9 protein-coding genes are annotated in these 12,124 nt (G+C 57.1%); all 9 read right to left on the bottom strand.

What is annotated here, in order from left to right; genetic code table 11:
• Window positions 1–27: 27 nt before the first annotated feature.
• The 9 genes from ACY1JZ_RS13455 to ACY1JZ_RS13415 all read right to left on the bottom strand — a co-directional run bounded on the left by ACY1JZ_RS13455 (window position 28) and on the right by ACY1JZ_RS13415 (window position 11,992).
• Complete coding sequence (locus tag ACY1JZ_RS13455; RefSeq protein ID WP_462629598.1) at window positions 28–270, bottom strand: ACT domain-containing protein; 243 nt, start codon at window positions 268–270, stop codon at window positions 28–30.
• 47 nt (window positions 271–317) lie between these two features.
• Window positions 318–1,757 (bottom strand): NAD-dependent succinate-semialdehyde dehydrogenase, encoded by a 1,440-nt coding sequence (locus ACY1JZ_RS13450; RefSeq protein WP_462629596.1) that lies wholly within the window; start codon window positions 1,755–1,757, stop codon window positions 318–320.
• Between the two features lie 57 nt (window positions 1,758–1,814).
• The gene (locus ACY1JZ_RS13445) at window positions 1,815–3,170 is read right to left on the bottom strand and encodes a glutamine synthetase family protein (RefSeq protein ID WP_270165819.1); all 1,356 of its coding nucleotides are present in this window, start codon (window positions 3,168–3,170) and stop codon (window positions 1,815–1,817) included.
• 132 nt (window positions 3,171–3,302) lie between these two features.
• Window positions 3,303–4,064 (bottom strand): SDR family NAD(P)-dependent oxidoreductase, encoded by a 762-nt coding sequence (locus tag ACY1JZ_RS13440; RefSeq protein ID WP_462629595.1) that lies wholly within the window; start codon window positions 4,062–4,064, stop codon window positions 3,303–3,305.
• The gene (locus ACY1JZ_RS13435) at window positions 4,061–5,140 is read right to left on the bottom strand and encodes a M20 family metallopeptidase (protein WP_462629594.1); all 1,080 of its coding nucleotides are present in this window, start codon (window positions 5,138–5,140) and stop codon (window positions 4,061–4,063) included. Before ACY1JZ_RS13435 ends, ACY1JZ_RS13440 begins: the two co-directional genes overlap by 4 nt.
• A 373-nt stretch (window positions 5,141–5,513) precedes the next feature.
• A complete protein-coding gene (locus ACY1JZ_RS13430) occupies window positions 5,514–7,592 on the bottom strand; it encodes a sigma-54 interaction domain-containing protein (RefSeq protein ID WP_462629593.1) in 2,079 nt (692 codons plus the stop codon).
• Between the two features lie 9 nt (window positions 7,593–7,601).
• The gene (gene rpoN / locus ACY1JZ_RS13425) at window positions 7,602–8,942 is read right to left on the bottom strand and encodes an RNA polymerase factor sigma-54 (protein WP_462629592.1); all 1,341 of its coding nucleotides are present in this window, start codon (window positions 8,940–8,942) and stop codon (window positions 7,602–7,604) included.
• A 220-nt stretch (window positions 8,943–9,162) separates the two neighbouring features.
• Window positions 9,163–10,185: an ABC transporter substrate-binding protein gene (locus ACY1JZ_RS13420; protein ID WP_462629591.1), complete on the bottom strand. Its 1,023-nt coding sequence runs from the start codon at window positions 10,183–10,185 to the stop codon at window positions 9,163–9,165.
• A gap of 124 nt (window positions 10,186–10,309) precedes the next feature.
• Window positions 10,310–11,992 carry a helix-turn-helix domain-containing protein gene (locus ACY1JZ_RS13415; protein WP_462629590.1) on the bottom strand — a complete coding sequence of 561 codons (1,683 nt, stop codon included), beginning with the start codon at window positions 11,990–11,992 and terminating at the stop codon, window positions 10,310–10,312.
• Between the last annotated feature and the right edge of the window lie 132 nt (window positions 11,993–12,124).

Raw genomic sequence — 12,124 nt, 5'->3', positions numbered from 1 at the left:
TGCCCTCCTGCCGCATACGACCCGGAATCAGCCTGCCTCGACTTGCAGCACATCCACCAGCTTGAGCAGCCGCTGCTCCAGTTGTCTCCACTCCGCCTCGTCAGCATGTGCACGCAATGTCATGCTCCACAGTCCCTGCTCCTCATCCGGGCAAAGCACCAGCTCATCCAGCGCTATACTTCGCCGCGCGAGCAGCCCTGTAACGCGCAGCAACGCATCGCCCTGCCGCAGCAGCCGGATCGTCATAGTCCGCTGCTCTTTTTTCACCATGCTGTCCTCGCCTCCAGCCATTCTGCTGCCGCAGTGCCGGAGCACCGTCACCCCGTCGTCAGCGCAACATATTTGATCGCCATAAATTCCTCTAGTCCCTGTCGGCCGCCCTCACGCCCGACACCGCTCTCCTTCACCCCGCCGAACGGAGCCTGCGTATAGGCGAGCGATGTGCCGTTCACGCCGATATTGCCGCTATGAAGCTCCCGGATCAGCCGGTGGATGCGCGCAAAGTTCTGGGTGAAGACATACGCGGCGAGCCCATAGCGTGTATCATTAGCCGCCGCGACCACCTCCTCCTCGCTATCAAAGACGATGAGCGGCGCGACCGGACCGAAAATTTCCTCATGCGCAATATCCATCTCCCGTGTTACACCGCCCAGCAGCGTCGGCGCATAGAAGCTGCCCCGTGCGTACTCGCCGTCCGTGAGACGCGCTCCGCCTGCCAGCGCCACCGCCCCGCTGCTGAGCGCCTCGCCGACTAGCCGCTCAACCTTGCGAAGCGCGCGCTCGTTAATAAGCGGTCCGACATCGACTCCCGGCTCCAGCCCAGCTCCCGTTCGCAGCTCCTGAACGCGTACCCGCAGCCTGTCTGCCAGCTCGTCGTACACCTCGCGGTGAACATAGATAAGATTGATGCCGTTGCACACCTGCCCGCAATTCTCGAACTTGTTGCCGACAATCAACTGTGCGGCCTGCTCCAGATCAGCATCCTGGAAGACAATCACCGGCGAATTGCCACCAAGCTCCAACGATACCTTTTTGACTGTCGCCGCGGCCTGCTCCATCAGCTTTTTGCCTACGGCAGTCGAGCCGGTAAATGATACCTTGCGAATGCGCGGGTCAGCCATCAGTAGCCGTCCGAGCCGCGCAGGATCGCCTGTGACCAGATTGGCCACACCGCCAGGCAGCCCTGTCTGATGCAGATGCTCGAAGACGGCGATCGCCACCATCGCGGTCGTCTCCGCCGGCTTGAGCACCAGTGTACAGCCCGCCGCCAGCGCCGGGGCTACCTTGCGAGCCACCGTTGCCGCCGGAAAATTCATCGGCGTAATTAACGCCACCACGCCGATCGGCTCCTTGTAGACCAGCAACTGCTGCCCGGGATTGGATGCGGGGATAATCTCGCCATAGGCTCTCTTGGCCTCCTCCGCATACCAACGGATAATATCGGCTGTGCCCTCGATCTCACCGAGCGCCTCCGCCAGCGGCTTGCCCTGCTCGACAGACAGCAGCCGGGCCAATCGCTCCCGGTCAGACAGCAGCCTCGCGGCCCAGTCCTCCAGATAGCCCGCTCTGGCGCGTGCTGTCTGCGCGGCCCATCCGGGCTGCGCAGTTACAGCCGCATCGATCGCCCCCAGCACCTGATCCTCCGCCAGATCGGGAATGTGCCCGATACATTCGCCCGTAGCCGGATTGAGTACCTCGATTGTCGCTTGCGAGACGGCGCGCGCGCCGCCGATCCAGTTATAATTCCAATTCTCCATACTCACCTTACTCCTGCCTCCCTCTCTGCTGACAGGTCTTTCCCCATAGAGAAAGCCCTAGATGAACTCGAAATATTTGCGCCGCTCCCAATCCGTAACCGTGCGGAAATATTCCGCCAGCTCCTGATGCACGGCCTGCAGGTAGTGGGTCACCACCTCTGCGCCGAGCAGTTCGCGCACGATCTCGCTTCGCTCCAGCAGTCTGCATGCATCATACAGATTGGTCGGGAGCTGCGGCAGCTCCATTGCCCCGGCATTGCCCCTGACCGGCTGCGGCGGCTCGATCTTATGCTCTATGCCGTACAGGCCGGAAGCAAGCATAGCCGTCAACACCAGGTAATGATTGGCGTCTGCGCCAGGCACCCGATTCTCGAAGCGGCATGACTTGCCCTTGCCGTCAAAGCGGAAGGAGGTGCTGCGGTTATCAATCCCCCAACTCACCGTGTTGGGCGCGCCGGAGCCGAAGTCGCTCAGCCGCTTGTATGAATTGACATATGGAGCGTAGAAGATCATCATCTCCGGAGCGAGCGCCATCATTCCCCCGAGAAAGTGGCGCCCCGTCTCGGACAAGCCATGCTCCGCCATCGGATCAAAGAGCACGTTGTTCCCCTGCTTGTCCCATAGACTGATATGCGTATGTCCGCTGCTTCCAGAGTCGTTCGTATCCTGCTTCGCCATGAAGGTCGCCATGAGTTGATTAAGCGCCGCCATCTCCTTAATGCCGTTCTTGTAGATCGCCGTCCGATCCGCCATCTCCAGCGCCTCGGCATAGCGGACATTCAGCTCGATCTGGCCGTTGCCCCATTCTCCCTTGACCGCTTCGATCGGCACGCCGGCCGCCTCCAGATTCGTCATCAACTGATCCAGAAACCAATGATCGACGGTGAGGCGAAAAATCGAGTAATCGACCGGGTACGGGAATAGCGGGGTCAGATTCATATAGTTTTTCTCCCGTACCGACTCCGCCGTTTCCTTGAACAGATAGAATTCGATCTCCGAGGCCGCGAATGCCGCAAGGCCCATCGCATCGGCCTTGGCAATCTGAGCCTTGAGCATATTGCGAGGCGCCAGCGGAATATCCGCCCCTTGCTTATCATGCAGATCAGCGAGCACGAGCGCCGTCTTCGGCGACCACGGATACGGACGCAGCGTCGACAGATCCGGCACTGCCTTCATATCATGCACTCCGGTCTCCCAGTTGCAGTAGTCGAATGCGCCGAAGATCAGACTGACATCCCAGGCCAGATTCAAGGCGCACATATGAATGCCTTCCTGAGCCTCCTCTACGAAATACGCTGCCGGCACCCGCTTGCCGAACAGCTTGCCCTGCATATCCACTCCCGCCACAATGACCGAAGTGATCTCTCCCGCACTCGCCAACTGGTGAAGCTCTTCTATACTCAATCTGGCCATTCCAGTCTCTCCTTTTCATTCGGGAAAATGTTGGTCTCTGCTGTCTCTGGAGCTTAGCTTATGCTCCGCAAGGACAACGGACGGGCAGCGTCCCGCCCATGCCTCACGGCGCGCGCTTGCCCTCATCTGCTCCTAGGCGATCGTCCACCCGCCATCAACAAAGACGGTTGTGCCTGTAATATATTCCGACTCAGGCTGCGCCAAAAACAGTACAGCATTGGCTATATCGTCAGGAACGGCTACCCGGCCGACTGGAACGCGATCCAGCACCCACTGCTTCACCTCGGGATTTTGCAAGCCTTTCTCAGTAAAGGGAGTGGCCACTACGCCTGGCGCAACACTGTTGACCGTGATTCCGTAAGGAGCCAGCTCTAGCGCTACCGCCTTCGTCAGCAGATTTAGCCCCCCCTTGGATGAATTGTAGTGCGGCTGACAATGCCCGCTGCTGGAAACAATCCGGTGCGCCTCCACGGAGGTAATATTAATAATCCGGCCCGCCGTTTTCGACTCGATCATCACCTTGGCTGCCGCCTGTGAGCAGAGGAATGGCGCCTTCAGGTTCACATTATGCACCTTATCCCACTCCTCCTCAGACAGCTCCAGGAATGGGGTGAAGGCCACGATGCCCGCATTGTTGACCAGCACATCCAGCCCGCCGAAGGTCTCAAGCGCCGCCGCCACCATCTGCTCCACATCCTGCTTGCTTGTCACATCGGCCTTGAACGCCAGCCCGCGGGAAGGGTCAGCAGCGAGTGCTACAGTCTCCTCCGCTCCTGCCAGATTGAGGTCAGCGACTACAACCTTCGCCCCCTCCTCCAAAAATCGCAGCGCAATCGAGCGGCCGTTGCCTGAGCCTGCTCCTGTCACGATAACAACCTTATTCTCATATCTCATGCTTCATCATCCTTTGCTTGTAATATAAATGCATGCAAGATTCGCGTGTACTCGGCTAATGATGCAATGTCCACATATTCGCCCGGCCCATGGTGGTTCGCACCGCTCGGCCCGAATTCAACTGCCGGAATGCCGCGCTCGGCATAGAAGCGGGTATCCGCGGAGCCATCCTGGCCGAAGAAGCGGGTGCCTGCGCATAGACCCAGTCTGGCGACCAGCTTATCATCCGCCTTCGTATCAACCGGAGGGCCATGGAAATGAACGCGCACCTGCGCCTCGCCCACTGCCTGACGGATCGCCGCCACGAGCGACTCCGGGCACTGTCCCGGCAGATAGCGGATATCGATGCCGAGCGTGCAGCAGTCCGGCACTTGATTAAATACTTGACCCGCCTGAATTTTGGCCAGGTTCAACGATGGCTGATGAAAAAACGGCGTGCTCTCCTGGAAATAGTGAAGTGATGCAATCGCCCTGAACCGCTCCATCGCCTCCATGATAGCGTTCGTCCCGAGCCATGGACGGCTTCCATGCGCGGCCACGCCCGGAACCTCGACAACAAGCTGCAGAATGCCCTTGGCCTGTACGGCAATATTCAGATTGGTCGGCTCTCCGCAGATCGCGATATTCCCGACAAACCCCAGCCTGACCAAATGAGCCGTTCCAAGCTCGCCCCCGCTCTCCTCATCCGGCACCAGCGCCAGCATGACCTTGCACGGCGGCGGCGACTTCACCAGCTCAGTCATAAGCACCATCATGCTGGCGACTGCGCCAAGCATATCATAGCTGCCGCGGCCATACAGCTTTCCGTCCGCCACATGAGGCTCATAATCCTCCAGTGCTCCAGGCACCACATCCAGATGACCGTTCAATACGATGACCGGATCGCCCTCCCCTACGGAAGCGACTACACTGAGCAAGCCTTCATGTTCAATCAGCTCGCAGTCTACGCCGCGGTCAGCCAGCCATTGCCGGCAATATTGAGCACAGCGGTTAATACGCTCAGCTTCGATGCAGCCGAAGCGGATCAGCTCGCTAGCCAGCTCCACAATGCACTGTGTATCCACGTTTCTAACCAATGATGGTTTCAGCTCTCAAGTCACCCCTTCTGCAGCATCTGTCTTCACTCTTATAACTAAGCAAGATCCGTGCCAACATCGCCTCCTTACCTGCCAAAAAATTTATTTGCGACCCGCCTCCCCTTAAAATCAGCACCCAGCACGTACCGACCTTCCCCAAGCATCACAAATTAACAACAGACACTCCCTTACCAAAGAGCTGTTCTTCCACCATTTCACTTTGTTGTTCAGCCAGATAAACCCATTAACCCCAATTAACCCATTTATCCCAATAATCCCTTTCTATCAACTGGATGCACTTCCTTCTAATGCTTCAATAGAAAAAACCTAGCTGTCTGCTAGGTTTTCTCCATCTATTGCGTCATTCATATATTCATACGATTGCATCATTCATATATTCATAGCCGGCAGCCGTCAGCGAGCAGCCGGCGCGCCCCCGCCTTACGATGATCAGCCCCTTGCGTCGCAGCTCCTCCATCGCGAGCCTGACCTCGCTTTCTGTCACCAGCACCCCACGCTCTCGAGCAGCATTCACCATATTGCGTCTGCCCATTGGCGCGCTGCAGCGCCTGGCCTCCAATATCAGCTCCAGCAGCAGCCGATCAAGCTCCACCCCGGCGCAGGCCGCGGGCAATGAATGTGCAGGCGAGAGATATGCCGGCGGCTCCGGTGGCGGCGGGCGATGATAGCGGGCGTGCTCCTCTGCTGCCTCTTCATCCCCCATAAAGGGCAGCTCATCAGCGGTCAGGTCGCCTTCGCTCATGATCGCAACGTACTCCATCGTATTTTCGAGTTCGCGGATATTGCCTGGCCAGCGATAGCTTACCAGCGCCTCCTGAACCTCTGCGCAGAGCGACTGCGCATAACCCCGTCGCTTGAGAAAATAGCTCGCCAGCAGCAAAATATCCTCGCGCCGCTCCCGCAGCGGCAGCAGCTTCAACTGCAGCACCTTCAAGCGGTAATATAGATCCTCGCGGAAGGTGCCTGCCTTGACCATCGCTGCAAGATCGCGATTGGTCGCAGCGATGACGCGAACATCAATCGGCAGTACCTTCGTCCCCCCAATCTTCAATATTTCCTTTTGCTGCAGCACACGCAGCAAGCGGATTTGCATGTTGGGAGAAATATCCCCGATCTCGTCCAGAAAGATAGTGCCCCGGTGCGCCTGTTCAAACAACCCAGGCTTCCCTCCCTTTCTCGCGCCCGTAAACGCTCCGTCCTCATAGCCGAACAACTCGGACTCTAGCAGATTCTCAGGAAGTGCGCCGCAATTGATCGGAACAAACGGAAAGCGGGCGCGGCCGGAGGCTTGATGAATGGAATGAGCGAACAGTTCCTTACCGGTGCCGTTCTCGCCAAGAAGAAGGATGCTGAAGTCATTATTGGCCATCTTCGCGGCCCGTTCGATCAACCGCCGCATTTTGTCCGAGCAGGTAATAATGTCGTGGAAGGAGAAGCGTGAGGCGTGGCCATTATTGCGAAGTTGGGTGCGGAGCTTCAACTCCAACTCCTCCACCTTTTCCGCTATTTTCAGAATCAGCACCCGCTCTGCAGCACTCCCCTGCCCCCGGATCGACATGCGACTGACCATAACCGTCTGCTTGTTGACGGTAGCCAGTTGATCCTTCGTCTCCTCCTCCAGCAGGCGCAGATCGAGATGATGCTTGCGGAAGACCTCGGCCACCAGCCGACCGGACAGCTCCCATATGCCCACGCCAAGCAATTGCTCCGCCGTATGGTTGACGAAGCGTATGACGCCTTTCTCATCATATGTGATGACACCGTCTTGTACTCTATTCAGCGTCTCCTCGAAGAGATTTTTGGCATCGATCAGATGGTGCATCGTCAGTTGCAGCCCCTGATTGGCGGTCACGATCGTCTTGGCATACGTATCCAGCAGGCCGCGCGTCTCGCTGTTCAGCAGATCGAAGCGGGTCAATATCTCCACCATCGTGGTAATATCCACCATTCGGGCGCCGATGTCGATCGCCTCCTCCATCCCCTCGGGAACGAGCCAGCCCTCGCCAGGCGTAATCGCCCGGCTGACGCTGCGGGCATCCTGCATCCCCGGATAGTATGGAATCAGATCCACATGGCGCAAGCCCAGCTCATAGAGCAACGAGATCGTCTCCACCACCGAATCCCGTTCATCATTTACAATCAAATATTGGGCGCCTGCGGGCAGCTCGCGAATGCGATCCCAGCCCTCCCTCGACAACGTTCGCTTGATGAACAGCACATCCACCTGCTTATGAAACTGGAACGGAGAGTGGCGGACAAATAGAACATGGGAGCTGACCAGCACCAGGTCCATCTCTTGTTCCCCCGTCCAACTGTCAACTGAGAAGGGATGAAAAACCATGTACCGTCCCAGTACGGCTGTCAATTGAGAACACAGCATGGAGCTGGTCGAAGCATATCCCGCCAATACCGCGATATTGTATCGTTTCATCGACTCCCCCTATCTGCCTGAGCGCCGCCCAGCCGGGGCGATGCCCAACTGCTCTCGGTATTTGGCGACGGTTCTGCGGGCCACGGCATACCCTTCGGCGCTGAGCAGCTCGGCCAGTCGCTGATCGGAATACGGCTTGTGCCCGTTCTCGCCGCTAATCAGCCCTTTCAGCCGGCACCTGATGCTTTCCGCCGATACAGCTTCCTGACCGGACACTCCTGGAAGCGCTGTAGAAAACATCGACTTGAGCTCGCATACGCCCAGCGGCGTCTGCATATATTTGCCGGATACCGCCCGGCTGACCGTTGATTCATGAACACCCAGCCGCTCAGCAATATCCCTTAATTGCATCGGTCTCAATCGCGCCCAGCCCTTGCGCAGAAATTCCGGCTGCCGCTCGACCATCGCAGCAGCCACCGAGAGCAGCGTGGCTCGCCGCTGCTCCACGCATCGAAGCAATTGCCTCGCCGAATGCAGATGCTCCTCAAGATACAGCAGCTCCGAGGCCGGTCGACGCTGGTTGCTTGCCAGCCGCTCATAATAGGCGTTGATCGTCAGCTTCAGCGCGACAGCGTCATTCGTCTCTGCCTGCCACTGCCCCCCCTCCCCGGCCGGACGCAGGATCACATCCGGGATTGCATAGGGGATGGACCCGCCGCCATATCCTGCGCCTGGACGCGGCTGCAGGCTGCGGATGAGGCGAAGCGCAGCGCGCAGCTCCTCCGTCGACGTCTGATATGCAACTGCGAGCGAGCGCACACTGCCGGAGGCGAGCCGCTCTACACCGTCTTGGACAAGCCGTTCAGCGAGCGAGCAGCGTTCCTGGCGGCGGGCAAGCTGGCGCAGCAGGCAATCGGCCAGATCCAGCGAGGCGACCCCTGCCGGCTCCAGGCTGCGCAGCAGCTCCAGGCCCGACATCACCTCATCTAGCGGCGCCTGCAGCAGCGCGGCTGCCTCCGCCGGGGCAATCCGCAAATATCCGTGGGAATCAAGATTGCCTGCCAGAAATGCGGCGATTCGTCTGCGCAGCGGCGGAATATCCTGCATGCAGTATAACTGCTCCAGCAGCGCAGCCTCCAGTGTAACGGTGCGGGCCGGAAGCTGCGACCAGAGATCGCCGCCGCTGCTCCCCTGAGTCGCCCGCTCGGAACGCCAGTCGTTAGCCCCCGCCTCAGCGGCACTACGCCCCTCGCATTCCTTCTCCAGCACCGGGTTACGCTCTAATTCACGTTCCAGGTAAGCATTCAGCTCCACAATGGGAAGCTGCAGTATAACAAGGCTTTGCCGCATCTCCTGCGTCATTGCCAGCCTGACTGTCTGGGTTTGCAGCATGCTGTATTCGACGGCCATGTTGTCCCTCCCCGATTTCCCAATGATATTTATCGTGTTATCTTTTATAACAAAAATATAACATCATTATGGTGAGTGTCAACTGTTATTCGCGTTCCATCCGCCGTCTTGCACTTTATGAGCAAGTGTACCCGCTGCCGCCATGTCCTTGACGCGCCAACAAAAAAAAAGCCCCGCTCATGGCTGCTGCTATCCGCAGCTCTGCTGAGCAAGGCGATGTCTAGTATTGTTTACGTTCAGCGATTACCTTCGCTAGCAGCTTCACCTGTTCTTGAATCGCAATCGGATCATCAAAGTACAGACTGTTGTAATCCACTGTATAGACGCGATTGTTCTTCACCGCATCCAGGCTGCTCCATACCGCGCTTTGTTCCAGCTCCTGCATTACCGCCGAGGTGCCTTCAGGATCATAGCTCGTCACAATCAGATGATCACCCGCATACTCAGAGATGACCTCGAGTGAAATCTCCTCGTACCATTCCTCTGTATTGCGAAATACCTCCTCCACCTTTGCCGGAGCCTTTACCTGCAATCCTTCATACAAGGCATAACCGCCCATATTGACAAAGCCATACACACGTAAGGTGTTTTTCCAAATATTAAGAATCGTGAATGTTTCACCCGAAGCGATCACATCTGAAATTTGCTGCCTTGCCTCTTCAACTGTCCGGTCAAATTCGCTGATCCACTGCTTGGCCTCTTCCTCCCGGCCCAGTATATCTCCAAAGATCTGCACCGCTTCCTTCGGGCCGCCATTTAGCTCCAATGGTACCGTCGGCGCGATTTTGGCGTAATCATCGTACTTGTTAGCTCCCCACGACAGGATGAGATCTGGCTCAAGCTCCAATATCTTCTCCACAGATTGCCCGATGCTCTCTGTCCCCTCCTGCTCAATAAACGGATGATTGTTCAACACAAATGGGTCGGTGCCAATCGGCTTGATGCCTAGCGCCACCAATTGACCATAATACCAATCCGTCACCACACGCTCCGCCTTCACCGGAATTTTCGAACTGCCGCTCATATGCTCGTATACCCGTGTTGAGGCCGGGCTGATGGCTGCCGACTCGGCTACCCCATCGCGAGCACGGTTCACATTGCTTGTGGATTCGGCTTCGCCTGTCGGAGCCTCCTCTGCCGATCCGGTCGGCTGATTCGATGTGCCGCATGCACTGATGCAAAGTGCGAATAGCAGCAATGCGATCCATATCGTGAGCGGCTTGATCTGTACTTGTGACTGCATGACAGCTTATCCCCCTATGTATAATGATTATCATTACCATTTGAAATGATAACAAGGATAAGCGAGCATGTACATGTCCGTTTCTGCGCGTTTTCTTTGGATGAATGGGCAATCATGCAAAACATTAGTCAATCCCCGATCCCAACAAGCTGGCCAACACATCATCCAACTGTGCATGAAGCACAGCAGAAGCATAGCCATACCATTTGCTCATCTCTACCACATATACATGACCATGCTTTACAGCGGATCGCTCCCGCCATAACGGTTGCTCCTGCAACTGCGCCCAACGCTTGCGAGCGGCGACGCTATTTTCCACAGCTACAAAATAATGATCGGCATCATAACGCCCCCAGTGAGCGTCGGCAAATGAGGTGTAGGACAACTCCGGGTGCTCCAGCCCCTGATGCCGCTGCAGCGCTACTGTCCGGGGGGGAGTCAGTTGCAGCAGATCATACAGAAGATCGGCCCCCATATATCCCTGAATATAGACAAGATTGCGGTCACTCCGAATATTAATAATGGCCACCGTCTCTCCAGGGCACAAACGATGGCGCAGCCGATCCTTCGCCTCCTCTATCCGCGCATCAAATCTGTCCAGCCACTCTCGACCGGACTGTTCATTGCCTGTCAGCTCGGCAATGCTCCAGAATCGCCGCCTCCAGCCGATTCCCTTCCAAGGCATCTGGACAACGAGCCCCAGCTTGCGGATCGCATGGAGCAGATCATCGTCATCCGCCGACCGCTCGGGCAGCAACAGAATATCGGGCCGCGCCTCCTTCAGCACGTCCAGCCTCTCCTCCAGCTCCATCTGCCAGTATAACGGGCGAAAGGCAGGGCATCGCGCCTCGATCTGAAAATACTCTTGCATCCACTGATCGGTAATAGCGGAACAAGGCATGACATTCAGAGCCAGCAAATCAATCGTATAGGCATGATCCAGCGAGGCAATACGCTTGGGCTTGCTTATATACGCTGTGGGCGACATACCTGTCACCTGTTTGAATTTGCGGCTCAAATAAAATTCATCGGCATAACCAACCTGCTGAGCCACCTCATGAAGCGTCAGCCGCTTCGTCAGTATCAACTCCTGGGCTTTCTCGATACGCCATCGATTCAGATATTCAATAAAGGTGCGACCGGTCTGCTGTTTAAAGCGAGCAGTAAACCTGCGAAGGCTCATCTCCGATAATTCAACAGCGACATCGCGATCCATCCTCCGGTTGTAGAACCTGTGCACATGCCATAGCACATTATCGATGCCATGGCGCCTCGAGGCAAAGCTGATGGCTGTCGGCTGCTCCAGCAGCCACCACGCATTCGCCAGCAGTTGCAAGAAACGGGATTGAATCGACAGCCTCTGCGACACACTGTTGTACAGCTTCCCTTCAAACCTGTGATACAGCTCAGCAGCCTCTCCCAGCAGCGAGGTGTCAGCCAACTCGGCCAATGCCGGAGCTCCATGCTCCGCAGCCCCCTCCCCCGTATCCAGCCATTCAAACATCGCCGCACAAAATCGCAGCCCTTGGCTGCCAGGCGCTGTATACTGAGCGGATGCCTGCATGCTGTCGACTGCCTGCCCCCCGTCTCGATTCGGTACCTGCAGTTCAAACAGCGTATGCGGGGGGAGTAGAACGACTGCGGCTCCTTTTAGCTCATAGCTTTGCCCCGCAATGTACAGCCGCGCCCCCTTCGTCTCCAACAAGAGCAAGCTGTGCAATGGCTGATAGAGCTCATAACCGCCATCCGGCCGCAATTCGGGCAAGGCACGCATGCTGCGAAGGATCGGTAGCCCTGTGTAAATCATGAATACTTCCCTCCACCTGCACCATGGTTTTCGTTCATCCTGCGTTCCCCCCTGTAACTTCAACATCACTGAATATGCGAAGCACAGGCCACTAACGTGGCCTGTGCTTCCACTCCCTATCGCTGTCTTCCT

It is taken from the genome of Paenibacillus sp. J5 (genome assembly GCF_054955055.1).
This window is presented reverse-complemented; position numbering and strand designations above follow the sequence as displayed.

What these genes read in the sequence shown, in the direction of transcription:
- ACY1JZ_RS13455 (WP_462629598.1), bottom strand. Translation starts at nt 270, where the DNA reads ATGGTGAAAAAAGAGCAGCGGACTATGACGATCCGGCTGCTGCGGCAG.
- ACY1JZ_RS13440 (WP_462629595.1), bottom strand. Translation starts at nt 4,064, where the DNA reads ATGAGATATGAGAATAAGGTTGTTATCGTGACAGGAGCAGGCTCAGGC.
- ACY1JZ_RS13445 (WP_270165819.1), bottom strand. Translation starts at nt 3,170, where the DNA reads ATGGCCAGATTGAGTATAGAAGAGCTTCACCAGTTGGCGAGTGCGGGA.
- ACY1JZ_RS13415 (WP_462629590.1), bottom strand. Translation starts at nt 11,992, where the DNA reads ATGATTTACACAGGGCTACCGATCCTTCGCAGCATGCGTGCCTTGCCC.
- ACY1JZ_RS13430 (WP_462629593.1), bottom strand. Translation starts at nt 7,592, where the DNA reads ATGAAACGATACAATATCGCGGTATTGGCGGGATATGCTTCGACCAGC.
- ACY1JZ_RS13450 (WP_462629596.1), bottom strand. Translation starts at nt 1,757, where the DNA reads ATGGAGAATTGGAATTATAACTGGATCGGCGGCGCGCGCGCCGTCTCG.
- rpoN (WP_462629592.1), bottom strand. Translation starts at nt 8,942, where the DNA reads ATGGCCGTCGAATACAGCATGCTGCAAACCCAGACAGTCAGGCTGGCA.
- ACY1JZ_RS13420 (WP_462629591.1), bottom strand. Translation starts at nt 10,185, where the DNA reads ATGCAGTCACAAGTACAGATCAAGCCGCTCACGATATGGATCGCATTG.